Source organism: Engelhardtia mirabilis (assembly GCF_007748095.1).
Taxonomy (GTDB): domain Bacteria; phylum Planctomycetota; class UBA1135; order UBA1135.
In genome coordinates this window covers 2,708,420-2,731,995 of the sequence record NZ_CP036287.1, presented here as the reverse complement: position 1 = coordinate 2,731,995, position 23,576 = coordinate 2,708,420, and the positions used below count along the sequence as shown (strand labels likewise).

The window sequence follows — 23,576 nt, the reverse complement described above, 5'->3', positions numbered from 1 at the left end:
GCGCGTAACGTAGATCGAAGTTCACGACAAGTCCTCGGTTCAAGGTCGAGCAAGAGAGCGTCGCGCGGATCGAGGCTCTCCCCGATCGGAAGCAACGCGACGTCGGAGTTCGAGGATAGGCTCGGCGACCCGACCCGGACGCTCGGCTCCTTGCGATCGGGCCGCGCTGCCCACCCAGGACCCTTGCCAGCGGCGGCTGAATGCTCGGCTCGCGGCCCCTGAACGGCGGCCTTACTTGCACTCGCCGACATGGGCCCTCGCCCCATCGACGCGCCCCCGGGCCGAAGTCGGGGTCCGATCCACCACTCGCGAACGCCGCCGAAGTCGACGGTGCCCCGCGCAGCTCGTCTCGGGTGAGCCGCGATCGCCCTCCGAACGGTGGACCTGCGCGCACCGACGCGGGCTAGTGTCCTGGATCAGAAATTCGGCGTCACTTCCCGGAGGTCCGATCGATGCTGGCTAGGCGCGCCGACGACGCGTATCCGCCGCGAGACTCGGAGGAGGCGCTAGCGACGCCAGCGGCGATCGGAGCCCGGGATATGAGGCCGAAGGACTGATCCAGGACACTAGCTCCGCACCCGATCCACGAAGGTCCCCAGGCGCGAGGCGTGGATGCGCTTGACCATGCAGAACTCGCGGCAGCGGATGGCGGGCTCGATCAATCCCCGTTCGGCCAGGTGGATCGCGTACTCGGCGTACCAACGCATGACCGTGCGCTCGGCCTCGAGGCACAGGCGCAGGGCGAAGCGTGAGCCGACCACCGGTGTGATCGCGAACAGGCCCCAGGCGGCCACGGCGCGGGTCCAACGACTGGCCGGCGGGTTGCCGCCCAGGTCGGAGATCAGGGCGCGCAGCCCGGCGACCTGCTCCCGTTGCTCGTCGCGCAGGGCGACCAAGAGGCGGCGCAGCTCAGCGTTGCGCGCGACGAGGGGCAGCAGCATGTAGATGCTGTAGGCGCCGAATTCCGAGCGCAGGGCGAAGCCCATGTCGCGCACGAGCGGCCCGAGCAGGTCGACGTTGACGTCGGGCGGCAGGGACCAAGGCACCCGCTCGCCCGGATCGAGGTCAGCGCTGGACGGCTCGGGCACACGGGCCGATTGCTCGGCCTCGCGCCGCTCCGTCTCGCCGTCCGCCGCGCTCATGGCCGCTGGGCGCTCATCGGTCGAGGCGCAGGGCGGCCTCGATCACGCGGCGCTCGGCGGGCTCCACGCTGTGGGCGTAGTGGGCCTCGAGGGCGCGGCGCGCGGGTGCGTTGGGCCAGGCGGCGAGGGCCTCGACGGCGGCTTCGCGAACCCCCACCGGAGCCTCGTCCAAGAGGGCCGCGACACCGTCGGCGGTCTTGTTGGTGACGCTGCTCCGATCGGCGAGGGCGCCCAGGGCCGCGCGGCGCACGATCGTCGGCTGGCTCACGTCGCGCGCCGTGGTCAAGAGCCACGGCTCGCTCTCGGAGCCCTGGTTGGCGGCCAAGGCCTCGACCAGGGCGGCGCGCACCCGCGGGTCGGGCGCGGCCGACCAGCGCGAGCGCAGGAAGGACGCCGCACTCTCGGGCTCGGCGGCGGCCCGCAGGCCGATGGCGGCCACGGCCACTTCCGGATCCTGCTCCATGCGTTGCACGGCCAGGTTGGCCAGGTCGACCGAGGGCGCGAAGGCCTCGAGCGCCGTCAGCGCCGCGGCGCGCACGCTCGCATCCTCGTCCACCCTCGCGGCGCGCTCGAGCCACAGGCGCGCGGCGTTGCCGCCCATGTCGCCCAGGCCGTGGGCGGCTGCCCTGCGGACCCGCGCGCTGTCGTCGCGCTCGAGGCGGCCGCCGAGCTGGGTCAAGTAGATCGCGCGCTCGCTCTCCCGCGCGTTGACCGCCGTGCGAGCCAAGGCCTGCACCGCCACCGCGCGCCCGAAGGCGTCGTCGCGGGCGGTGGTCAGGGCCATCCACTCGTCGTCGGACTTCTGCTCGACGATCGTGCCGGGCAGCCAACCGCCGCGGTCGAAGCGCACCCAACGCGGCCGCGACGTCGCGGTGAAGCGCAGGGTCTCCTTGCGCGCGCCGATCGCGGTGCGGTGGACGTCCGTCTGGGAGCCGACCACGACCTCGACCTCGACCGGCACCTCGAACACCCGCGGCGTCCCGTCGCCGCCGCTCTGGCGCTGGCGCACGCGCAGGGCGACCTCGCCGGCGCTGGCGTCGTAGTCCCAAGAGACCTCGATGTCGGGGGCACCGGGTGCGTCGACCCACTGCTCGCGCAGGGTGGTCAGGTCGAGCTGCGCCAGGGCGCCGACCCGCGCGAAGAAGAAGTCGTCGGTGACCGCGCCCTCGCGCCCGGCGGTGATCAGCTCGCGCAGGCCCTCGACGAAGGCCGCGTCGCCGGCAACTCCGCGAACCAGGTGCAGCACCTGCGCGCCGACCGCGCCGCGCCAGCCGCCGTCGACCAAGTCACTGGGGTCGACGAAGTCCTCGGTCGAGAGGGCACCGGTGGGACCGTCGGGACGGCGCGAAGCTCCCTGGATGGCGGCCTGCTCGAGCGCGGCCGTGAGGGCCTCGCGCCCACCGATGGACTCGACGTACAGGGCCGTGGCGTAGCGACCCAGGGCCGGCGCCAACCAGACGTCGGACCACTCCTTCGCAACCAGCGCTCCGCACAGGGCGCTGTCGAGGGTCCGTGTCGCGACCGCCGAGCGACCGAGATCCTCGACGAAGGCGACGCCAAAGGCCCCCGCGCCGGGGCGCTGGGCCGAGGGGGCGTGGACCACACTCATGGACGGGGGCAGGGCCGCGGCGCCGATCAGCTCGCGGCCGAACGCCAGGGCGCGGACCAGCTCGGCCAGGGCGGCCTCCAGGTCGGCGCGACGCACGGGCGCGCCGAGGGCGGAGAGTTCCACCCCTGCGACGTTCGTCGCGACGCGCAGGTAGGGTCCCGCGGCGAAGCCCAGTTGATCGGGAGCGTGGCTGGTGACCGAGTCGAATCGCACCGTCGCCCGCCCGTCGGCCTCGGTGCGCTGGCGTCGGCCGGAGCCCGCGGCGATCCAGCTCGCGGGCAGGTCCAGGGTCAGGTCCGACGTGATCCTCTGCCCGGGGCGCACCACCGACGGGTACCACCAGGCCGACGTGCCGGGGCGGCCGTCGGTCACGGCCACGCGACCGCCGATGGCAGGCTCGTCGACGAAGGCCAGGCCGCGCTCGGGGCGGCCGCTGTAGGCAACCTGGACCTCGATCGTCTCGCCCTCGAGCAGCGGACCGCCGAGCATGATCGCCAGCTCGCCGTCCTGGTGGCTGAAGGGCAGCTCGGCGCCCGCGGCGTCGGTCACCGATTCGACCGCGAGGCGCTCCAGGCGCAGGGGCAACCACTCCACCCGCGGCGCGTCGGCCCGCACCCGAAGGTCGGCGAGGCCGTGGATGACCCGAGCCTCGGGATCCACGGAGAGCGCCAGGGAGACGTGCTCCAACGCCACGGGCGGCGCTTCGGGAGCCGGCTCGGAGGCACCCTCGGGGCGCCCGTCGACGGTCGCTGACCGGCAGCCGCCCAGGAGCGTGGATGCGACGAGGAGGAGGACCGGCGCGACGGCCGACGGGAGCTGCGGGAACGAGATCATGGAGCTTGTAGAGCGGGCGGCGCATCCTAACGAGTCCGCGCCCCCGGAGCCGACTCCGCAGCGCTCCGTCGCACCGATCGGTCGGCTTGACCGCCCCTGGGGGGTCCACCTACGGTTGCGCCTGTCGCGGACCCGATTCGGAGCTGGCCCGGCCCTCCCACCGCCCCTCACCCCAGATGCCCAGCTTCGACCAACGATCGCGACCCGCGGCGATCCAACCCGCCGATCGACGACCGGTCGCGGGCCCCCACAGCGGGGCGGCCGCCCTCGCGATCCTGGCCGGCCTGGCGACGGGCTGTGGCGGTGGCCCTGAGAGCGGGCCGCGGGGGGTCCTGTTGATCAGCATCGACAGCCTGCGCGCGGACCACCTCTCGTCCTACGGCTACCGCAGCAGCACGGCACCTGCGGAAGCGACCACGCCCAACATCGACCGGCTGCTGGCCGACCAGGGCACGCGCTTCGAACAGGTCGTTTCGACCACCAGTTGGACCCTGCCGTCCCACCTGGCCCTGCTCACGGGCCAGCCTGACGAGGTGCACGGGGTGCGCGACCTGCCCGATCGGCTGAGCCCTGAGCACCAACTCTTGGCCGAAGCCTTCGCCGACGAGGGCTGGCGGACCTTCGGCATCTGGTCCGGACCCAACCTGCACCCCTGGTTCGGCTTCGGCCGCGGATTCGAGACCTACGACGACTGTTCGAGTGTCGCGGTGGCCGACGCCGACGGCATGTTCGGCGTCGACGGCGTTGCGCCCGGCAGCGAAGCCTGGGGCGACGTCCGCAGCCTGCACGAGCGCTCCCACCACGGCGTCACCGGGCCGGCCGTAGTCGGTGCCTTCGAGCGGCGCCTGGCGGAGATCGGCGACGACGAGCGCTACTTCGCCTTCGTGCACATGTGGGACGTGCACTACGACTACAACGCGCCGCGCGCCTTCGACATCTTCTTTCCCGGCGCCGAGCGCTACGACGGTCCGATCGACGGTCAGGACTTCAAGGACTACGGACGGCGCTTCCTGGTCGACAAGGAGCCCCTCGACGACCGCGACCTGGCGCGACTGATCTCCCTGTACGACGCCGAGATCCGCTACACGGACGACAACATCGGTCGCATGCTCGCTGCCCTCGAGGCGCGCGGTCGGCTCGACGACTCACTGGTGGTGGTCACCTCCGACCACGGCGAGGAGTTCCTCGATCACCAGAATTTCGGCCACAAGAACGGGCTGTACGACGAGGTTCTGCGGGTGCCGCTGCTGTTGCGACTGCCCGGCACGATCCCGGCCGGACGCACGATCGCGCCGCTGGTGGGCCTGGTCGACGTGGCGCCGACGATCGCCGACTACGCGCGTCTTGTCGACTTCGGCAGCGGCGTCTTCGGGCACAGCCTGCGCCCCGCGATCGAAGGTGGCGCGCAGGTGGAACGCCCGCTGCCCTTGGAGCTGACCGTGCGGCCCCTGTCCCTCGATGTGCGCGGTGTGCGCGGACCTGGCTGGAAGGTCCTGCGACCCGGGCCGGGGCTGAAGCCGGGCCTCTTCGACCTCGGGCGCGACCCGAGCGAGCGTCGCTTCCTCGTGCCGCCCCAGGCCGAGCGCGAGGCCGACCCGCGCTTCGCACGCGCCGAGACCCTGTGGAGCGAGCTCGACGCCCTGGCCGCGCTGCGCGCCGGCGCCTCGCCGGGCGAGTTGCCGAGCGCGCTGCGCGAGCAGTTGATCGCCGCGGGCTACCTGGTGGACGACGGCGACGGTGGACCGGACGAGGGAGGTGAGCAGTGATCGGCGCGACTTCAGGACCTGCGGCGAGAGCGGAGACCGACCCGCACATCGCGCCGCCCTTGGCCGATCCGCCGGGGCGCTTCTTCGCCGTGCTGGTCGGCGTCAGCGCCCTGATGGCCGTCTTCACAGCGGGTTTCGCGGTGCACTACACCCAGGGGTACCTGCGCGTGCGAGCCGGCAAGGACATCGACGAGCAACGCGCGACCTTGCTCGGCGTGCCCTTCTTCAAGCGCACTTTCCTCGAGTTCAACGAGCGGCTGGCCCGCACCCTGCCCCGGGGCTCCAAGGTGCTCGTGGAGCCCAAGCCCCAGATCACGCCGGACGGCCGCAGCATTTGGCAGTACACCGGCCAGGCACGCTGGTTCCTGTACCTGAACCACTACGCCTACCCGGCCCGCGTGTACGTGCGACAACCCGAGCTGGCCAGCGGCACGCTGGTCGACTACCCGCGCTGGCTCGACTACCACTTCCTCGAACTCGAGGGCGAGGACGGCGAGTCCCTGGTCGCACGGGATGAGGCCGCGATCGACGCCCTCGGGATCGAGTACCGACTGCGCTACCCGGTCACCAAGCGCTTCCTGATCGACCGCGTCGACCTCGCCCAGCGCGTCGATGGCGAGTGGGTGCCGATCGAGTTGGCGCCGCGCATCGGCTCTGGTCCGACCCAGGCCGAGCTCGACGCCGAGGCCGCCGCCGAAGCCCTGGAAGATGAAGGGGGTGGCGCGTGATCACTCCCGCCTCCCTGCTGGTCGGCTTCGCCCTGTGGTCCTTCGGCCTGGGCGTCCTGGCCCTGATCGAGCGACTCTGGGGCGGGCGCCCGCGCTCCCGCGTGGAACGCCTCGGCCTCGGACTGGCGCTCGGTCTGTCGATCGTGCCCGCCCTGTGGACCGCGATCGTCGCCGTCGGTGGTCCCCTCTCCAATGGAGCGGGGCGTTGGTTGGTGATCGGGCTCGGACTGGTCGGCCTGCCCGGGCTAGCGAGCTTGCGGCGCGGCGGTGCGCCCCTGCCGCGCGAGCCCTGGCGCCCGACCCAGATCGGTCTCGCCGCCGGCTGCCTCTTCTTCCTGGGCTTCGCGCAGGTGTACACGTCGACCCTGCCCATGCACCTGTTCGATCCGGTGTTCCACTTCGCCTACAAGGGCAAGTTGGTTCACGAGGAGGGCTTCGGCACCGAATCGTGGATGGTGATTCCGCCCGAGCTGGAAGCGCACCGCTCCGTCGGCCGACCGATCACGCACCCCAACTACCCGCCGGGGATTCCCGCGCTGCACGCGGCCGTGGCCACCGTCGGCGGGCACTTCGACGAGGATGCGACGCGCAGCCTGATGGGCCTGTACGTCCTGATCGGCGCGGCGGTGCTGTGGAGCGTGCTGCGACCGCGCGGCCGTTCGCCGGCCCTGTACGGCGTGTTGATGCTGGCCTCCCTGCCGCTGCTCTACTACTCGCGGCTGCCCTACAACTACGTGTCCTGGTCGACCGACGCCGGCGTGGCCGAGTCGCAGTTCGTCGAGTCCTTGACCGTCGTGCCGCTGGAGCTCCTGCGCTCCGCGGCCGGCCTGTTGGTCTGGGACGACGTCGGTACGCCCGGCTGGCGCATGCCCGACGGCTGGACCCTCGACGGGGCCGGCGACCTGCCCCTGGCGGTGCTCCTCGCGGCCGGCGCGGTGCTCCTGTTGCGACGCTCCCCGGGCAGCGGGCTGGACTCGGACCGCGCCGACTCCGTGTTGGCCGGCCTGTGCCTGGGCGGCGCCGCGCTGGTCAAGAACGAAGGCCTGGCCCTGGCCGCGGTGACCTTCGCGATCTTCGGCGCCGCAATCCCCTGGCGACGCATCGTGCGCTCCAGCGCCGACGCCGCGCACACTCGACCGCTGGTCGCCCTGGTCGTGTCGGGCTTCACTTGCGCCCTGTTGATCGCGCCGTGGCTGGCGATCCGGGGCCAGATCCCGTCGATCGACGAGGACTACCCCCGCGCCCTGGCCGCGCTGGCGGGACTGGGTGAGCCTCCGCCGGGCGCAGGCGTGACCAACAACACCCCCACCGATCTGGCCGGGGCCCTGGCTCGGCTGCCGGTCGTGCTGCTCGGCTTCGCGACCTCGCTCGGCCACGTGCTGCGCTGGGACCTCTTGTGGGTGGTCTTCGGCGCCGCGGCCGGCTGGTGGACGATTCGCCGTCCCCTGGCACTGATGCGTCATCCGATGCTCCCGCTGCTGATCCTCGTCGTCGCGACGTTCGCGATGTACGCCGTGATCCTCTTGGTCACGCCCTGGGACCTGGCTCACCTCTACACCACGACCATTCCGGGTCGCTTGATCCTGCACGTGGCGCCCCTGGCGATCGTGGTCTCGATGAGCTTGCTGTGGGCTCGAGGCCGCGAGCGCCGGGGCGCCGCGGTGCAGGCGTCCAGCGACAACAACACCCCGGAACCGTCCGCATGAGCCAGCCCTCGAGGATCGGACGCGCCGCAACCGATGTGGTCGCGATCGCGATCGGCCTGGTCGCAGCGAGCTACGGCCTCTACGCCGTGGAGACCCTGATCCTCGCTGGCACCTTCCCGGGCGCGGCGTCCTGGACCGATCGAGTTCCGGTCGTGTCGCGGTCGAGCCTGGCGTTGCTACTCATTGCCGCGGCTTGGCGGCGACCCGGCTGGACCTCCGTGGCCGGCGCGGTCGTCGCGTGGGCCCTCGGCACCAGCGCCGTGTGCGAGCTGCCATCCTTCGCGACCAACTTCGACCTGGGCGACACGCCCTACCTGTGGCCGTGGATGCTGGCCATCGGAACCCTCTTGGGACTCGCGACCCTGGGATTCGCCGGGCCGAAGGACGCAGGCGCGCGGCTGGCGGTGCTGGCCGTGTTCGGAGCCACCGCCAACGGCAAGCTCTTCTCGCGGCACGACGAGGCCGTCTTCGCCCTCTTGGCGGCCTGCGTGCTCTTGCTCGTGCTCGAGCTGGCACGAACGCCCCTGCGGCCCCTGGGTCGCGGAGGCCGCGTGGTGCTCGGCGTCGGCCTCAGCTTCACCCTCTGGGTCCTCGTCGCCGCGCTCCTCGGAGACAGCGTCGGTCAGGGCCTGCGAGTCTTCGCACGCGTCGCGGCCGGCGGTGCCCTGGCCCTCTGTCTGGGGCTCCTGCTCGATTCGAGCGGTCGTCGCGCCGTGGCCGTTGCCCTGCTGGCCGGCGTCGGCGCGAGCCTGACCCTGCTCGCGGTCGGCTACACCGAGACGGCGCAGGTCACCGGCTGGACCGCGCTGCTGGATTCGCGCCTGCGGCTGTTCGACATGCACCCGAACGGCATCGGCCCGCTCTTCGCGGGCGGTGCGACCCTGGGCCTGGGCTTCGCGCTCGCCGGGGGGTCCTCGCGAGCCGTTCGCTGGGGCAGCGTCGCCCTGGCCCTTTGCTCCGTCGCCGCCCTGATACAGACCGACAGCCGCGCCAGCCTGCTGGGCCTCGGCGCCGGACTGGCCACGTTCGCGCTGGCCTTCACGAGCCGCGCGCCGCGCGACGGCCGGCCGTGGTACGCGGGCGCCGTGCTCCTGATCGCGGCCGGCGCCGGGTTCTGGGCCTCGCCCGCCGCCGACGGCCTGCGGGTCCGCTTGGATGGCATGGCTGGCGGCCTCTCTGCCCTGGGCCAGCGCTACCACTTCTGGCGCATGGCCCTGGCCTCCCTGCGCGAGTCGCCGTGGTTCGGCGTCGGTCCGAACCAGTACCACGTCCACGCCAAGTACGCCCTGCCCTCCTTCTACGACGGCACGACGCAGACGCTCCACACCCACAATCTGCCCCTGGGGATCGCCGAGGGCGCCGGTTGGCCGGCGCTGTTGCTCTACGGAGCCCTGTTGCTCTGCACCATCGAGGCGGCGCGACGAACCCTGCGCGCCGCCGAGACCCGTGCCGATCGGGCGCTCCCGGCGGGGGTCCTGGCCAGCCTGATGGCGCTGCACGCGTCCAACCTGCTCGATCTGGGGCAGAGCCAGGGAACCTTCGTTCCGACCCTGGGTTGGATCGCGCTCGGCTGGTTCGCAGCGGCGGCCGTGCGCGAGCATCGCGTCGCCCCAGCCCCGGTCGCCGGGGTGCTCGCCGTGGCCCTCGTCGGCTTGGTCTTCGCCGTCGCGCAGCCCCTGGCGGGCGCGGCCCTGCGCGAGCGCTCGATCGCCTTGCACGACCGCGGCCGGCCCGACGAGTCCCTCGCAGTTCAGGAACGAGCCCTGGCCATCGACCCGGGCGACACCGGCGGACTTCCGGCCGTCGCGCGCATGGCCGCGCGCATGGGCAGGCGCGAGGTGGCCCTGGCCCTGCGCGAGCGACGTGTGGAGTCCGCTCCCGGCAACGCCAGCGCCCACCTGGCCCTGGCGCGCGAGCAGCTCGCCCAACTTCGCCTGCCGGCCGCGCGACGCAGTCTGGCCAAGGCACGGGAGCTGGACCCGCTCGGCGAACAGCGCGCTGACTTCGAGGTGCTCGAGGCGACCATGGACCTGGCCGAGGGCGACGATGCAGCGGCGTTGGAAGCGTTGATTCGCGCTTGCCTCGTGCACGGCACGCCCTGGGAGCGACTGCCGACCGTCAAGCTGTCCCCCGACGAACAGGGACTGCCGCGTCTGGCCTTCGCGGGCGCGGACGGGCGACCTGCGATCCCGCTCGAGGTCGTTCTCGACGAGGTGGCGCGCCGCGCGATCGAGCGTGTGGACAGCGACCCCGTGGGCGCCAGGCGGGAGTTGATCGACGCCGTGCACGGCTTCCGCGCCGAGGGCCGGCCGGATCGTGGCATCGAGTGGATGCGTGTCTATTCGGAGCGACTCGGCGTCGATCGGATGGCGAGCATGTTGGTGGTCGAGCTCGACTCGCTGCTCTCCGCGGGGCGCTCCCAGGAGGCGCTGGACCTCGCGGTCCACACGGCCGACGCCGCCCACAAGGCTCTGCTGTTCCGACAGGCCCTGGCTCTGCGCGCCCTCGGAAGGGACGCTGAAGCGCTGGAGGTGGCCGAGCAGGCCCACGCCGCCCGCGAGGGCAACGACCTGTTCTTCGACGCCGGCACCTACCGCCCGCTCGCGCTCCTGCGGTGCGAGCTGTTGGGCGAGGCCGGTCGCTGGACCGACGCCGCCGCCGCCCTGCGACTGGCCCTTCAGGACACCCAGAAGCCGGACGACCGTCTGGCCGCAGCGACCGACTTCTGGCAACGCATCCTCGACGCCGAGCCAAGCCGCGAGGCCCTGCTCGACGCCATCGAGGTCCTGGGCCTGACCCTGGGCGCGAAGCTCGAGGCGCCGGACCGCACCGGCGCCATGGACGCCCGCGCCCGCCGCGCCCTGCGCGCCTGGGGCGGCGAGCCCGCGGACCTCCTGCGGGCCGTGCGCGGCCGCCTCGCCGGCCGCGGCCTGGCCGCCGAGGAGCTGCTCGACGCCTTCGGACGCCTGACTGCGGGCTGAGGGCGGCGAGCGCCAGGTACACGCCACCAGGGCGCTCCGTCCTTCCGCTGGCGCAGGCCTGCGGGCCCCTCCCGAGCCGGCTCGTCACGCCAGCTCCAGGTCGTGGCGGCACGCGGGGCGCCGCCGCAGGGCGAGGCGGGCGTCTGTAGCGCAGATCCTGGCGACGGGCGGGGGCCGAATGGAAACGGGGCAGGTCGGGTCGGATAGGGTTGGAACCATGCCCCACGACTGCTCCCCTTTCCGCGGCTCCTGCTTGCTGCTTCGCGGACTCGTTTCACTGACTCTGGTCGCCAACGTCGCTGCCGGATCGACCCAAGAACCCGGGCCCGAGTCGAAGGCGGCGCCCGCGCCTCCGCCCCCCGCCGATGGCCGCTTGTACGCGACCGAGAACGCCGCCCGCGGCGAGCGCACGGCGGGCTTCGGCTTCGACGTCACCGGTGTGGGCGACTGGGATCGCGACGGCATCGCGGACGCGGCGGCGTCGGCGCCGGCGCTCGGGGAGGACACCCCTGGCGCCGTCTGGGTCCTGTCGGGCAAGACTGGGCGCGAGTTGGCCCACTTCTTCGGCGCGCCGGGCGAGGAGTTCGGATACGCGATCGCCGGGGACCTCGACGTCGATCACGACGGTGTCGGCGACTTGTTGGTGGGTGTGCGCTCGGCGGCCGGCGGCGGACTGCGGCGGGGCGAGGTGCGCTTCTTCTCGGGACGCACGATGGCACCCATGAAGCACTTGCTGACCGGCGAGGTGGACCACGCCATGTTCGGCAGCGCCCTGGCGATCATCGGCGACTTGGACGACGACGGAATTCGCGACATCGCCGTGGGAGCGCCCGGCGAGGCGCGCGACGCGGGCACCGTACGGATCCATTCGGGCAAGACCCTCGAGCCGATCGCCGTACTGCGGGGCAGCGGCCCAGGCGACCGCTTCGGCAGTGCCATTGCCTCCGCAGGTGACGTCAACGCCGACGGGCGCGAAGACTTGATCGTGGGCGCGCCGAACGAGCGGGGAGTCCACCCCGAATCCGGCACGGTGCGGATCTTCAACGCGCGCACACAGCGCCCCTTGCGAACCCTCTACGGCGAGCTGCCCCACGAACGCTTCGGCACGCGGGTAGCGGGGATCGGCGACGTGACCGGCGACGGACGCTCCGAGTACGCGGTGGCCTCGCCTTCGGCCGAGTTCGGTGGTCTGGCCGACGTGGGCCGAGTGCAGGTCTTCGACGGACGGTCCGGCGAACGACGCTTCATCCTGAACGGCAGCAGCGCGGGCGACTTCTTCGGCCGCGGCCTGGCCGGAGGGATCGACGTCAACGGCGACGGCTGGCCCGACCTGATCGTTGGATCGCCCTATGCGACGCAGCGCATCGGGCGTACGGATCGACGGGCAGGCGCGCTGCGCTGCTACAGCGGAGTCGACGGCGCCCTGATCCAGGACATTCCCTCTCGCCTGCGCGGTGAGCTGCTCGGTTGGAACGTGGCCGTCCTGCGCGACCCCCGTGACGCTGGATCCCCGGTGGGCATCGCCATCGGCGGACCCGGTCGCCGCGGAACCCCGCCCCAAGCCGGCGACCCGCCGACGCGCCAGGGTTCCCTGCGTCTGTACGAGCGCCGGCCTGAATGAGTTTCGCGCTGCAACGAAGCGCCGGCCATTGCGGGATCACTGCAAGCCGATACGCAGGCGCTTGAGCTCGTCCAGAGCGCGCTTCGCATCCTCGCCGGCGTGGTTGTCGACGTTGTCGGCGGCCAGGCGTTCGAACTTCGAGACCAGACTGTCGGCGTCGCGCTTCTTCTTGAGCTTGTCGAAGCGCCCGCGCAGGCGCGCGACGTCGCGCTGGGCCCCGGCGATCTCGACTGCGGCGTCGTCGCCCTCGACTTCTTCGACCAGCGCCTCAACGTCCGCAGCCTGGGGCAGGCCTTCGAGCATGCGGACCGTGTCGTCGCCTTCGTTCAGAACCCGCGCGTAGTCGCCGCTGGCTCGCGCGGCGCGGAGTCGCTCGACGCGGAAGGTCACCAAGCCCTTGACCGACTCGACCAGTTCGGTGCCCAGGTCGCCATTCTCGGACCTGACGGCAGTCGCCGCCTCCAGTGCCTGCGCCAGTCGCCCCTTGCGGATCTCCTGGGCGACCTTGTCGGCGTCGCGGGGCCAATCGAACATCGGCCGCGGCAGGGCGCCGGTGATGTGGGGTGCGATCACGTCCGCCGTGACCTGTCCGCCGTAGCCCGACCAACCCACGGTGCCCGCCGGATCCACCAGCAAGGCGTGGGGATAGGAGGCGATCAGCGCGAAGCGCTGCAGCTCCTCTCCGCGCATCAGGGCGAAGCCGAACTTCGCCTGGCGGACCTCGATCCACGTGCGCAGCTCGGCCTCGTCGTCCTCGGGGGTGACGGCGACGACGGAGAGGCCCCGCGAACCGTAGGTGTCGACCAGCACGTTCAAGTGTGAGACGAGCTGATCCGAGGTCTGCTCCCCGGGCTGCACGAAGACGAGCAGCACGGCCCGCCCGAGGTAGTCCTGGTACTCGGCGGCGGCGGTATTGCCGAACTCGCGCAGGGGCGGCTCGATCATCTCCATGCCCACCTGGGCGGGGCAAAGGGCGGACAGGGCCAGCGCGGCGGCGGCGGCCCGGGCGGGGGCCGCCAGCGTGTGCAGGAACATCGGAGTCATCCTTCGGTCGAGAAATGCGAGTGGTCCGGCGCCTGGGTGCGAGCGCCGACCCGACGCGATCGGGGCGGTGTCGCAGGTGCCCCATCGGGACTATGTTTCGTGGACCCCAAATCCACGACCATGGCGAACCAGACCCCGCTGATTCTTGCAGGGCGCTCCGAGCACCGCGAGCGCCACCTCGAAGTACCCGATCGCTCGGGTGCCGGGCCGCCCACCGAGGTGGCCCTGGCCGGACCCCAGGACGTGGAGGGCGCCTTGGCGGCGAGCGCCGCGGCCCGTGGGGAATGCGCGGCCCTCGCCCGCCACGCGCGCGAGCGCGCCCTGCGACAAACCGCGGAAGCCCTGGAGGCCCGTGCGGAGGAGTTCTGCGAGCTGATCGTGTCCGAGGTGGGCAAACCCCGGCGGGATGCTCGCGGGGAGGTCTCTCGGGCGGTGTCGACCTTCAGGCTGAGCGCGGCGGAGTGTAGCCGCGCGGGGGGCGAGAGCATGGAGCTCGACCATCTGCCGGCGACCGAGGGCTATTCGGCCCTGACGCGGCGGGTGCCGATCGGTGTGTGCAGCCTCATCACGCCCTTCAACTTCCCGCTCAACCTGGTGGCGCACAAGGTCGCGCCGGCCATCGCGGCCGGCTGTCCGTTCGTCCTCAAGCCGTCGGACAAGGCGCCACGCTCGGCCCTGGCCCTGGGCGAGTTGTTGCTGGAGACGGACCTGCCCCGGGGAGCGATCAACGTCCTGCCGCTCGAGGTCGAACACGCCGGGCCGTTGATCGACGACGAGCGCGTGGCCTTCCTGTCGTTCACCGGCTCCGACCGCGTGGGTTGGGAACTGGCCCGGCGCGCGGCGCCGCGGCGGGTGGCGCTCGAGCTGGGCGGCAACGCCGCGTGCATCGTGGACGAGGGCAGTGACCTCGAGGACGCCGTCTCGCGCCTGATCGTCGGGACCTTCGGTCAGTCCGGTCAGAGCTGTATCAGCGTGCAGCGCATCGTGGGCCATCACTCGCTCTTCGCAGAGCTGCGCGAGCGCCTCATCGACGCCACCTCGAAGCTGGTGGTGGGCGACCCCAGATCCGATGCGACCGTCGTCGGCCCGCTGATCGACGAGGACGCCGCGCGGCGACTGGAGGGCTGGATCGCCGACGCGGCCCGGGGCGGCGCGCGAACTCTGATCGGCGGCGAGCGGCAGGGCGCAGTGTTGCAACCGACCCTGCTCGAGAACGTCCCCCACGACTCACCCCTGTGGTGCGCCGAGGCCTTCGGGCCCGTCGCCGTCCTGGAGCCCTTCGACGACTTCGACGAGGCCCTGAATTGCGCCGGTGAGGGCCCCTTCGGGCTCCAGGCGGGCCTGTTCACCGGCAACCTGGATCGCGCCCTGCGCGCCTTCGAGCAGCTCGAGGTGGGCGCCCTGGTCGTGGGTGACGTGCCCACCTTCCGCTCGGACGCGATGCCCTACGGTGGCGTCAAACGCTCGGGCATGGGCCGCGAGGGGCCGCGCTACGCGATCGAAGAGATGACGGAGCTGCGCACGCTGATCCTGCATCGGCGCTGAGGGTCGTCGCCCGTCCCCCGGGCGAGCGAGCGCGGGAGCCGGCTTCTCGAACCCACAGGGACCCGAACGCGACGGGCGCCGCCCCCCCGCCCGCTTCGGGACGGAGGGCCGGCGCCCGTGCTCGTCAGCGCGAGTTCACTTGAGCTGGGGTCGAAGTTGAGTCAACTCGGCCATCAGGTCGCGCGCCTGTTCGGCGGCGAATGAGCCGCTGAACTCTTCCGACAGCTGCTCGAGCTTCTCGACCAGCTTGTCGACTTCCTTCTTCTTCTTCAGCTTCTCCAGCCCCTCGCGCATCTTCGCGATGGCGCGCTGGGCGGAGACGACCTCCTGAGCGTCGTCGTCCTCGTCCACTTGGTCGAGCAGCGCCTGGATCTCCGCCGCCTGGGGCAGGTCGTCCAGGGACTTGACCAGGTCAGGGCCGCGATCGACCAGGGTCATGAAGTCGCCCTTCTCGTGGGCCTTCTTGAGGGAGTCGACCCGCGAGGAGATCAGCGTCTCGACCGCCGAGCGAATCTCCACCGCGAGCTCTTCACCCGCGGCCTCGTACTCCTTGGCTTCGGCCAGGGCCACGGCGAGTTCGCGGTCCTGGATGGCCTTCTTGATCTTGCTCGCCTTCTTGGGGAAGTCGAACAGCGGCACCGGCAGGGCGCCGTCGAGGTTCTGCTCGATGATGCTTCCGCCCAGGTTGCCCGGATGACCGGCCCAGACCACGCGTCCCTCGGGGTTGATCAGGATGGCGTGGGGCCAGCCCTTCATCTCCGCGAACTTCTGCAGGTCGCTGCCCTTGAAGTACGCGTAGGGGTAGGTGGCTCCCTTGTCCTTGATCCACTTCTCGGTGTCGGACTTGCCTTCATTGGTCACGCCAATGATCGTGAGTCCCCGGCTTCCGTACTCAGCCTGAAGCTCGTTCAGGTGCGGAACCGAGGCCCCACAGGGGCCTCACCAGTAGGCGAAGAATTCGATCAGGATCGTGCGCCCGGTGAAGTCGCCGAAATCGTTCGCATCGGTGTTCGCGAAATCGTCGAGCTCAATGTTGTCGGGGACGACCTTGCCCACCTGGGCGTCGGCCGGGCCCGCCAGCCCGATGGCCAGCAAGGGCACAGCGAGTAGTGCCGCGAGTCTTCTCATGGTGTCGGTTGTCGGTTGTCGCGGGCCCCGACCGTGAGCGGGATCGCTCGGCGGGACGCTTCCGGGGGGCGAGGGAACCCGCGTTCGTCTCCGGGATGATGCGCCTCGGTCCCGCCGCCCGCCAGACCCGATCCCCGGCCCTGGGTCGCCCAGAGCGCCGGTCGGCCGTCTCGGAACCCGCGCCAGGGGGGGGCCTGGGTGCAAATCCTGCCCTCGGACCCCGCTCTGTGGAACTCACCGGTAGGCGACGGCCGTCCAAGGGGCTAGAGGGGACAACCACCTTCGCCCAGCGCCTTGGACTTCCTGCTCGAATGCATCGGGTTCCCGCCCGAGTACGACCACGACGGTCTGCCCGACCTGGTTCGCCAGCTCGGCGAGGCGACCCCGTGGCGCGATCCCGATGGCGCCGACCGGCGTCTGGCCCTGGGGGGCGGTCTCGAGCTGCGCCTCGACGAGGGCGATCAGCTCGCCGGTCCCGACGTGTGGCCCTTCTATGCTTCCCCCGGGCGCCTGCGCCTGGCGGTCGACAGTGTCGATCTGATCCCCGACGCGCCATTCGACGGGCTGCTGCGGGGCCTGGCCAATCCTCCACGACCGGGCTTCGCGAACTCGGAGACCAGCTTCCGCTTCACCACCTGGGTCGGCGATCGACGCCGGCTGCCGCGCCCCCTCGAGAGCGGTCATGTCCTGGCCGTCAGTACGGCCGGCTTCGCCCTCGACATCGCCCAAGTGGGCGGCAGGCCCAGGGGGCTGCGACCCGAGGGACGGATTTCGCCCTTGGGCGGCGATGAGGACCCGGGCGGATGCGTGGAGCTGCACCTGCCGATCCTGGCGGCCGAGGAGCTGGAGAATCCGATCACCGGTCTGGCCGTCCAACGCCTGGAGGTTCACGCGCCGGGGACGCCCCTCTCGGTCTTCGTCAGCCGCTGGCAGCTGGAGGCGGACGGACTGCGGACGCCGGCCGTGGGTGATTGGCTGCGCGGGACGTTCCTGTTCAGTGGTCGCATCAGTGGCGGACTGCCCTCGCCGACCCGTCGCTTGGGTCGGGCCTTCGGCTGAGTTCGCGGCGACCGGGCTCGCGGTCACCGGGCTCGCCCAGGCTCGCGGCAGCATGGCTCGCCCAGGCTCGCGGCAGCATGGCTCGCCCAGGCTCGCGGCAGCGGCCGACACGGCGCCTGGCACCGCCCTGCGGGCACTGTTAGCGTCTCGGCGAATGACCGGCGCCCAATCTCGCGAACCCGGCAGTCCCGCGCGCGCCGCACTGGGCGCCGCGGTCCTGGCCCTGGCCTTCCTGATTCCGCGCACGGCGCCGGGCGTGACCTTCGAAGACGCCGGCGAACTCGCAGCGGCCGCGTCCTGTTGGGGCGTTCCCCATCCGCCAGGCTATCCCCTGTGGATGCTGGTGGCGGCGCCCATGGCGCACCTTGCGAGTTGGATCGGCCTCGACCCGGCGCGGGCCCTGGTGCTGCTGAGCGCGACCTGCGCCGCAGGAACCTGCGCGCTCCTGGCCAGGTTGGCCAGCAAGTGGGGAGCATCGACAACAGTGGCCGTTCTAGCAGGCCTCTTGCCCCTGGCCGCGCCGACCTTCACCTCCCAAGCGCTCATCGTCGAGGTCTACGCCCTGGCGGCCTTCGTGCAGGTGGCCGCCCTGTCCGTCGCCCTCGCGCCGCGGCCGCGATCACTGCGGGTGGGTGTGCTCTTCGGGCTGGGGTTGTGCGCCCACGCCAGCACGCTCTTGCTCGCGCCAGTCGCGGCGATCGCAGCCTGGCGCGGAGCGCGGTTCAGGGGTCTTGCCCTTGCGAGCGCGGGCGGCGTCGCGGGGCTCCTTCCATTCGTCTACGTGCCCTTGGCGGCCGCCGCTGACCCGGCGGTCAACTGGGGTGACGCCCGCACGGGCCAGCGGCTCTTGGAGCACCTCACCCGACAGGGCTACGCGGGCGACGGCGGCGCGCTGGGCCCGCGGATCCAGTTCGTGCTCGAGCAGGCGTTGCTTCAATGGCCGGCGATCGCAGCCCTCGCGTTGGTCCTGGCCCTTTGGCTGGGCCGACGCGGGGTCGGCGCCGCGATGGTCGGCTCACTGGCAGCGACCCTCGTCCTCGGCGCGGTGATCGGCGTTCTGGCCGTGCCCTACGACGTGACGCCCTTGGCCCTGCGCACACGGATAGCGCCGACCTTCATTCCATTGGTCCTGCTCGTTTCGACCCTCGGCGGGACCGCGTTGATTGCGCTCGAACAACGCCTGCGCGCGCGCGCCGGGGCCGCCACCGCTCCACTGCTGGTGGCAGCAGCGCTCGCCCTGGCCCAGGTCCCCGCGCCATCGGTCGCCTCCGGTGCAGTGCGGATGTCCCGGGCCGACGGCGCCCAGCGCTACCTGCGCGAGACCCTCGAGGCCTGCCCCCCCGACGCGATCCTGGTGCTGAACAGGATGGGTTTCACCGACATCCTCGGTTTCCCCGTGCTCTACGGCCAGGTGGCCCTGGGCCTGCGCCCCGATGTGACAGCGATCGACCGCGCGCTGTTGACCACGCCGTGGTACCGCGAGCAGCTCGCCGGTCGTGCGCCCGACCTCGCGCCTGCGATCCTCGCCCTCGGCAACACCTATGGCGCCGATCCCGAGCGCTTCGGCGACCCGCGCCAGGCACGTCTGGCTTCGGCCGAATTCCTACAGACAGTCTTCGACGGTCCGCGGCCGGTGGTGTTGGTGGAGCGACCGGGCGCCAACGTCCTGCGCGGCCGACCGATCACCCCCAACGAGCGACTGTGGTTCGTGGGCGCCCCGCCCCCACCGGAGCCGGAACCGGTGGGGCCCGCGTGGGCATGGCTCGCGGGCCAACCGGCCGACCCATGGACCGAGGAGTTGTCGGGCCTCGCCGCCGAGCGGGATCTCGCGCGCGCCGAAGCGCTCCGCGCCGCTGGCCGCGAGGCCGACGCGGATCGGCTCGAGGCTGTGCGCCGGTAGTGGCGCGCGCAGGAACCTCGCCCGTCGCGTCCGAATCAGCCGCGCGTCGCCGCCGGTACGTAGCTCGAGAAGCGCACCGCGGCGACCCCACCCTCGAGCGGCCGGCTGAAGCTCGCGTAGTCTTCGACGACGAAATCCGTGCCGTGCGGGATGGTCCGGAGGGAGACGACGGCCTCCGAGTCGAGCGCAAAGGGCGGGAAGCGGATCCAGAACACGCCCTCCACGTCGGACTGGAAGGCGGTGCGTCCGCCATCGCCCCAGTCGAGCTGCACCAGGGCGTAGGGCACCACCGCCCCGTCCGCGCCCCTGACCTCCATGCGGATCTCGACCCCCGTGTCCGGACCGACCTGCTCGACGCCCGCGGCGATCAGCTCGGCCAGGGGGAAGGGGCCGCGGAACTCGCGCTGGTCCTGGGCTCCGGCCACGCCGCAGCCGGCCAAGGGCAGGACCGAGAGGGCCACGGCCAGGATTGCACCTCGGCAGAGCTTCATTGGATCGGGTGGTTCGGGTACTCGGGAAACTCCCGCGCCATGCTCGACACGGTTGGCGGAAGCACGGTGGTCAGGTGGCTCATCGCAGCCTGGTCGTCCATGTGGAGCACTACCAGGCCGTTGCGGTCGATGCGCACGTCGAAGGTGCCCTGGTCCCAGGTGAAGCGGAGGTACTTACCGCCGGCCATGATCACGTCGCCGTCGTCGTCGAGGGTCGTGGCGCGCATCACCAGCGGCTCGCTCTCGGGCACGAACAGGCCTGCGCGGTAGCGGTGGTAGAAGTCCTCGGTCAGGTCGACGTCGAAGACGAACTCGCCGTGCAAGTCGAACTCGATGCGGGTGCCGCCGCCGGAGTCCTGGGCACCACCCGTGAATGCCAGCAGTGCCAGGGGGGCCGCGACGCCGAGCATCCGACCCCGGGCGCCGCGCCCCGCCGGCCGACGCTCGCACTCAATGGGGCGGGTAGATGCGCTCATGGAAGGTCTCTCCGTGACAGGCGTGGCAGAAGCCGGTGAAGGTCGATGCCCCCTCGATCAGGGGGGCCATGTCCGCGGCAAAGGCGGCCTCGCCCCCCTTGCCGCAAGCGATCAACTCGACCGCCTCGCGCTGGGTCTGGAGCCGGACGATGCCCAGGGGGGCCACGTCGGCGCTGAACCACAGCTTGCCGACCAACTCGTCACCTGACTCCGAACCGGCATCCAGGAGGAAGACCTCGAACGTCCTGCAGGGCAGGCTCCCATCCCCCACCTGCAGTTCGACCTGCTGGCCCTCGCGCAACTCGTAGCCCGAGGTGATCTCCTGCGGCCCCTCGGTGCTGACAAAGGGGATGTAGCCGTCCTGGTAGGACACCGCCGGCGTGGCCTCGGTGATGCGCAGGTCGCGAGGGTTGGCCAGTCGGTAGGTCTCCTCGAGCCTGCCGCGGAAGGCGTGCAGACCGGCGATCCGGAGCCAGTGCATCGGGCGGAAGGCCATCCCGAACTGTGCCGTGTAGGCATCGGCGGGATCGGCCTCACGCAGCACCTCGGCGCGCACGTCACGCAGGTATCGCTCCTCACCAGGCTGCTTCTCGTCCCCGCGTTCGAGGAGTCGGTAGTCGGCGAACTGACCCGGCTCCCAGGATCCGATGCCGAGCTCGGCGGGTCTCACCATGTAGATGAGGTCCTCCAGGTCGAAGAGCCCGCGGGGACGCTCGGTGGTGACCATCCGATCGAGCACCGGCGGTGGAGGGGCCGGCTCGTGGGCCGCGAGCAGGCGCGGCCCCAAGGTCAGGGTGAAGGTCGTCGCCAGCAACAACGCCAGGCCGAGCTGGACCCAGATGGAGTCGAAGCTGAACCATCGTTCGGCGGACTTGCCCATCAGTTGTGATCCTCCTGCAGTTCGAGCGGATCCATCCGCGCGATCCAAGGCTCCATCCCCGGGGGCGTGAGCTCGACGGATCGGGTGTCGATCGCCTCGAACTCGACCACGACCGCGGTCTCGCGCCCCGGCTCGATCTGGACTTGGATCCGACGCGAGCCGAGCACCTCGTGCCAGATCACGACCTCTCGGGGGCCAGCCGGCAACCCGTCGATCCGTACTTCACCTTCACTGCCCGTGACCCCGTGGAAGGGGTGGTCGAACACGTGAATGAAGGCGCGCATCCACGAATGCGTGTCGCAGTCGATGCGGTAGACGCCCGCATCGCGCAGGGTCCGCTCGAGCGATACGCCCTCGTCCACCAGGGTCACGTTGAACACAGTGCGCTCGCCATCGAGCCAGCCGTGGGGGTTGTGGGTGATGTTGTCGCGGTTCGTGAGCAGCAGTCGACTGCCCACCGGTGCGGTCTGCACGCGGGGCTCCAACAGGCAGCCCGCCGAACGCAGGTCCAGGTGCAGGGCTTCACCGGCAGCGACCTGCTCGCCCGGATCCACCGAGACGACAGCGTCGGCGATCCGTCCGCCTTGGACGCGCAGGACGGGGTCGCGCAGCTCGGCTCCGCAGTGCTCCACGTTCTTGTCCGCCACGATCAGCGGCGCATCGGGCGCCTCACCCACCAACCTCACCTCGCAGCGCAGACTGCCGCGGCCAAGGGGAGCCTCGGCCCGGACCACTGCGGGCTCGACGGCATCGCCCGCGCCGCATCCGACGACCAATCCCGCCGCCATGGTCGCGAGCGCGACCAGGGCCCGGGCGGCGACTCGATTGCGCTCAGTCTGCATGTCCGTCCCTTGCTCCCTCACGGAACAGGCCGCTGTCCAGTCGGAAGACCGGGCCGGTGAGGCTCTCGAGGAAGGCCCGCAGGTCTTCCAACTGCGCCGGCGAAAGGTCGAGGGGCCGCAGCTCCGGGTCCAAGTTCGGATTGGCTCGGCCGCCCTCGTTGTAGAACGTCAGCACATCGTCGAGGGTCTCCAGACTCCCGTCGTGCATGTAGGGCGCCGTGAGCTCCACGTTGCGAAGGGTGGGAGTCTTGTAGCGCCCCAGGTCGTCGTGGTCCCCGGTCACGGCGAAGCGACCTGGCCGGCTGGACGTGCCGTCGAAACCGACGCCGAGGTTGTGGAACAGCTCATCGGTGAAGTTGGTTCCCGTGTGGCAAGTGGTGCAGCCAGCTTCTTGACGAAACAGGCGCAGGCCGCGTTGGGCGGCCTCCGAGAGGGCCTCGCGCTCCCCACCCCACTCGAAACGATCGAAGGGGGAATTCGCCGTGACCAGCGTGGCCTCGAACGCCGCAATGGCGCGGGCGGCGAGCTCCAGGTCTGGCCCGGAGCCGAAGACCTCGCGGAACTCTCTGACCATCTCGGGGTCCGAGCCGAAGCGCTCGCTGAACAGCTCGTGGGTCAACCCCATCTCCACCTCGGAGAGCATCGGTCCCAGGGCCTGGGCGGCGAGGTCCTCGGCTCGGCCGTCCCAGAACTGGTGGGTCCCGGTGCCGCGGTTGAGGATCGTCGGGGCGTTGCGTCCCACGAGTTCGCCGGAGTCGCCACGGCCGAGGGCCCGGCCGTCCGTAAAGGCTCGCTCCGGCTGGTGGCAGGTCGCGCAAGTCATCTGCCCGGACCGCGACAAGCGCGGGTCGAAGAACAACCGTTCGCCGAGAGCCACCGTGGCCGGTTCGATCGTGGTTCGGCCGCGGTAGGACGCCGGCTCCCAATCCAGCCCCAGTGGAACCCTGTCGACCAGGAGCGGAGTAAGGGAACGATTCGGATCCGCGCTGGGCGCCGACGCCGCCTGGGGCGAGCCAGCGCGGATGGCCGCAAAGACAACGACTGCCACCACGGCAAGACTCGCCCCCAAGAGCGCTGGTCCGTTGTTCCGAGCAAGGTCGATCGCGTGCATGCTTGAACCCCTCCGTCCTCTCGAGCGCAGCCGCGGGTTCCCCGCTCAGTTCGCGGGGAACCCGGGCATCGGGGGGATCGATCGATCCCTCCGCGACCTGCGCCCACGTCGCCGAGTGACCTCGAGTTCACCGGCGGGTGGACGTCACGTCAGGCGTCTCACTTGGTCGGATCGACTTCGATCTTCTTCAGCTTGTAGGCCACCTTGTAGACCTTGATGCCGGTGTGGACCCACGTGCCGTCGTCGTTCTGCTTCTCGAGGTAGCCGACCTGGCCCGTGTGCCACTTGACGCCGGTGTGCTCGTAGCCCGGGGGCACCGGCGGCGTGTCGTCCTGCGCGCTGACGAGAGCGGCCATGCCGGCGCCGCTGAAGAGGCAGGTCAGGGCGGCGACCTTCATCGAGTTCTTGAGTGCGTTCATCAAAGTCTCCTTCGTAGATGCCCACGTCGGGCAGTTCATTGAGTGCAGGCCGTACACCGAATCGGGGAGAAGCCTGCGGGAAAGCGATCGCGATGCTAGCCACACCTGCATGGCTCGCAAGTGCATCCAATTCCAGAAAAGCCGGTGAAGTCGAGTGGCACGATTTGTGCTTTTCGAAGTAGCAATGTCCGTTCAAAGAAAGCTGTATTCAGGCGACATACGAAAGCCCAACGGCTGCTTCGATCGACCGCTCTCGCGCGTCGGCCGGTCGCGCCACAAAGTCCTCGCGGCCCT

At 71.2% G+C, this 23,576-nt stretch carries 18 protein-coding genes and 1 pseudogene; 8 read left to right on the top strand and 11 right to left on the bottom strand.

Translation table 11 applies throughout. The annotated features are described in order from the left end of the window. Window positions 1-566 precede the first annotated feature (566 nt). Window positions 567-1,142 (bottom strand): ferritin family protein, encoded by a 576-nt coding sequence (locus Pla133_RS09990; protein WP_145064767.1) that lies wholly within the window; start codon window positions 1,140-1,142, stop codon window positions 567-569. Between the two features lie 13 nt (window positions 1,143-1,155). Beyond that, entirely contained in the window at window positions 1,156-3,585 is a 2,430-nt protein-coding gene (locus Pla133_RS09985; RefSeq protein WP_145064766.1) for a HEAT repeat domain-containing protein, read from the bottom strand. A gap of 176 nt (window positions 3,586-3,761) precedes the next feature. Between Pla133_RS09985 and Pla133_RS09980 the strand changes: the two genes are divergently transcribed. The 5 genes from Pla133_RS09980 (at window position 3,762) to Pla133_RS09960 (ending at window position 12,387) form a co-directional block, all read left to right on the top strand. Beyond that, entirely contained in the window at window positions 3,762-5,351 is a 1,590-nt protein-coding gene (locus Pla133_RS09980) for a sulfatase (RefSeq protein WP_145064765.1), read from the top strand. Further along, window positions 5,348-6,079 (top strand): hypothetical protein, encoded by a 732-nt coding sequence (locus tag Pla133_RS09975; protein WP_145064764.1) that lies wholly within the window; start codon window positions 5,348-5,350, stop codon window positions 6,077-6,079. The genes Pla133_RS09980 and Pla133_RS09975 overlap by 4 nt, the downstream gene beginning before the upstream one ends. Continuing rightward, entirely contained in the window at window positions 6,076-7,785 is a 1,710-nt protein-coding gene (locus tag Pla133_RS09970) for a hypothetical protein (RefSeq protein WP_145064763.1), read from the top strand. The genes Pla133_RS09975 and Pla133_RS09970 overlap by 4 nt, the downstream gene beginning before the upstream one ends. Next, window positions 7,782-10,766, top strand: a complete 2,985-nt coding sequence (locus Pla133_RS09965) for an O-antigen ligase family protein (protein WP_145064762.1) — start codon at window positions 7,782-7,784, stop codon at window positions 10,764-10,766. Before Pla133_RS09970 ends, Pla133_RS09965 begins: the two co-directional genes overlap by 4 nt. A gap of 373 nt (window positions 10,767-11,139) precedes the next feature. Continuing rightward, a complete protein-coding gene (locus Pla133_RS09960) occupies window positions 11,140-12,387 on the top strand; it encodes an integrin alpha (protein ID WP_419192321.1) in 1,248 nt (415 codons plus the stop codon). A 36-nt stretch (window positions 12,388-12,423) separates the two neighbouring features. Here the strand turns inward: Pla133_RS09960 and Pla133_RS09955 are convergent, their stop codons facing one another. Continuing rightward, a complete protein-coding gene (locus Pla133_RS09955; protein ID WP_145064760.1) occupies window positions 12,424-13,422 on the bottom strand; it encodes a peroxiredoxin family protein in 999 nt (332 codons plus the stop codon). Window positions 13,423-13,551: 129 nt separating this feature from the next. Between Pla133_RS09955 and Pla133_RS09950 the strand changes: the two genes are divergently transcribed. Then, entirely contained in the window at window positions 13,552-14,976 is a 1,425-nt protein-coding gene (locus Pla133_RS09950) for an aldehyde dehydrogenase family protein (RefSeq protein ID WP_145064759.1), read from the top strand. Between the two features lie 135 nt (window positions 14,977-15,111). On the opposite strand, the pseudogene Pla133_RS09945 reads toward Pla133_RS09950, so the two are convergent. Beyond that, a pseudogene (locus tag Pla133_RS09945) lies at window positions 15,112-15,900 on the bottom strand (TlpA family protein disulfide reductase); the annotation flags it as partial. Between the two features lie 15 nt (window positions 15,901-15,915). After that, window positions 15,916-16,104: a hypothetical protein gene (locus Pla133_RS09940; RefSeq protein ID WP_145064757.1), complete on the bottom strand. Its 189-nt coding sequence runs from the start codon at window positions 16,102-16,104 to the stop codon at window positions 15,916-15,918. Window positions 16,105-16,398: 294 nt separating this feature from the next. Between Pla133_RS09940 and Pla133_RS26145 the strand changes: the two genes are divergently transcribed. Together Pla133_RS26145 and Pla133_RS09935 are read left to right on the top strand one after the other, a co-directional pair. After that, window positions 16,399-17,163 carry a hypothetical protein gene (locus tag Pla133_RS26145; protein ID WP_419192320.1) on the top strand — a complete coding sequence of 255 codons (765 nt, stop codon included), beginning with the start codon at window positions 16,399-16,401 and terminating at the stop codon, window positions 17,161-17,163. 154 nt (window positions 17,164-17,317) lie between these two features. Then, a complete protein-coding gene (locus Pla133_RS09935) occupies window positions 17,318-19,063 on the top strand; it encodes a glycosyltransferase family 117 protein (RefSeq protein ID WP_419192319.1) in 1,746 nt (581 codons plus the stop codon). Between the two features lie 35 nt (window positions 19,064-19,098). Here the strand turns inward: Pla133_RS09935 and Pla133_RS09930 are convergent, their stop codons facing one another. The 6 genes from Pla133_RS09930 to Pla133_RS09905 form a co-directional block, all read right to left on the bottom strand. Next, entirely contained in the window at window positions 19,099-19,554 is a 456-nt protein-coding gene (locus Pla133_RS09930) for a hypothetical protein (protein ID WP_145064755.1), read from the bottom strand. Beyond that, entirely contained in the window at window positions 19,551-20,030 is a 480-nt protein-coding gene (locus tag Pla133_RS09925; protein ID WP_145064754.1) for a hypothetical protein, read from the bottom strand. The genes Pla133_RS09930 and Pla133_RS09925 overlap by 4 nt, the downstream gene beginning before the upstream one ends. Next, window positions 20,005-20,910, bottom strand: a complete 906-nt coding sequence (locus tag Pla133_RS09920; RefSeq protein ID WP_145064753.1) for a hypothetical protein — start codon at window positions 20,908-20,910, stop codon at window positions 20,005-20,007. Before Pla133_RS09920 ends, Pla133_RS09925 begins: the two co-directional genes overlap by 26 nt. Continuing rightward, window positions 20,910-21,752: a cupredoxin domain-containing protein gene (locus tag Pla133_RS09915; protein ID WP_145064752.1), complete on the bottom strand. Its 843-nt coding sequence runs from the start codon at window positions 21,750-21,752 to the stop codon at window positions 20,910-20,912. The genes Pla133_RS09920 and Pla133_RS09915 overlap by 1 nt, the downstream gene beginning before the upstream one ends. Continuing rightward, entirely contained in the window at window positions 21,742-22,863 is a 1,122-nt protein-coding gene (locus Pla133_RS09910; RefSeq protein WP_145064751.1) for a cytochrome-c peroxidase, read from the bottom strand. Before Pla133_RS09910 ends, Pla133_RS09915 begins: the two co-directional genes overlap by 11 nt. A gap of 158 nt (window positions 22,864-23,021) precedes the next feature. Then, on the bottom strand, window positions 23,022-23,282 hold the full coding sequence (locus tag Pla133_RS09905) for a hypothetical protein (protein ID WP_145064750.1): 261 nt from the start codon (window positions 23,280-23,282) through the stop codon (window positions 23,022-23,024). Between the last annotated feature and the right edge of the window lie 294 nt (window positions 23,283-23,576).

Excerpts from the sequence above, each read along its gene's own strand:
- Pla133_RS09985 (WP_145064766.1), bottom strand. The coding sequence starts at position 3,585 with ATGATCTCGTTCCCGCAGCTCCCGTCGGCCGTCGCGCCGGTCCTCCTC.
- Pla133_RS09915 (WP_145064752.1), bottom strand. The coding sequence starts at position 21,752 with ATGCAGACTGAGCGCAATCGAGTCGCCGCCCGGGCCCTGGTCGCGCTC.
- Pla133_RS09910 (WP_145064751.1), bottom strand. The coding sequence starts at position 22,863 with ATGCACGCGATCGACCTTGCTCGGAACAACGGACCAGCGCTCTTGGGG.
- Pla133_RS09905 (WP_145064750.1), bottom strand. The coding sequence starts at position 23,282 with ATGAACGCACTCAAGAACTCGATGAAGGTCGCCGCCCTGACCTGCCTC.
- Pla133_RS09920 (WP_145064753.1), bottom strand. The coding sequence starts at position 20,910 with ATGGGCAAGTCCGCCGAACGATGGTTCAGCTTCGACTCCATCTGGGTC.
- Pla133_RS09980 (WP_145064765.1), top strand. The coding sequence starts at position 3,762 with ATGCCCAGCTTCGACCAACGATCGCGACCCGCGGCGATCCAACCCGCC.
- Pla133_RS09955 (WP_145064760.1), bottom strand. The coding sequence starts at position 13,422 with ATGTTCCTGCACACGCTGGCGGCCCCCGCCCGGGCCGCCGCCGCCGCG.
- Pla133_RS09925 (WP_145064754.1), bottom strand. The coding sequence starts at position 20,030 with ATGAGCGCATCTACCCGCCCCATTGAGTGCGAGCGTCGGCCGGCGGGG.
- Pla133_RS09950 (WP_145064759.1), top strand. The coding sequence starts at position 13,552 with ATGGCGAACCAGACCCCGCTGATTCTTGCAGGGCGCTCCGAGCACCGC.
- Pla133_RS09940 (WP_145064757.1), bottom strand. The coding sequence starts at position 16,104 with ATGAGAAGACTCGCGGCACTACTCGCTGTGCCCTTGCTGGCCATCGGG.
- Pla133_RS09930 (WP_145064755.1), bottom strand. The coding sequence starts at position 19,554 with ATGAAGCTCTGCCGAGGTGCAATCCTGGCCGTGGCCCTCTCGGTCCTG.
- Pla133_RS09990 (WP_145064767.1), bottom strand. The coding sequence starts at position 1,142 with ATGAGCGCGGCGGACGGCGAGACGGAGCGGCGCGAGGCCGAGCAATCG.
- Pla133_RS09965 (WP_145064762.1), top strand. The coding sequence starts at position 7,782 with ATGAGCCAGCCCTCGAGGATCGGACGCGCCGCAACCGATGTGGTCGCG.
- Pla133_RS09935 (WP_419192319.1), top strand. The coding sequence starts at position 17,318 with ATGACCGGCGCCCAATCTCGCGAACCCGGCAGTCCCGCGCGCGCCGCA.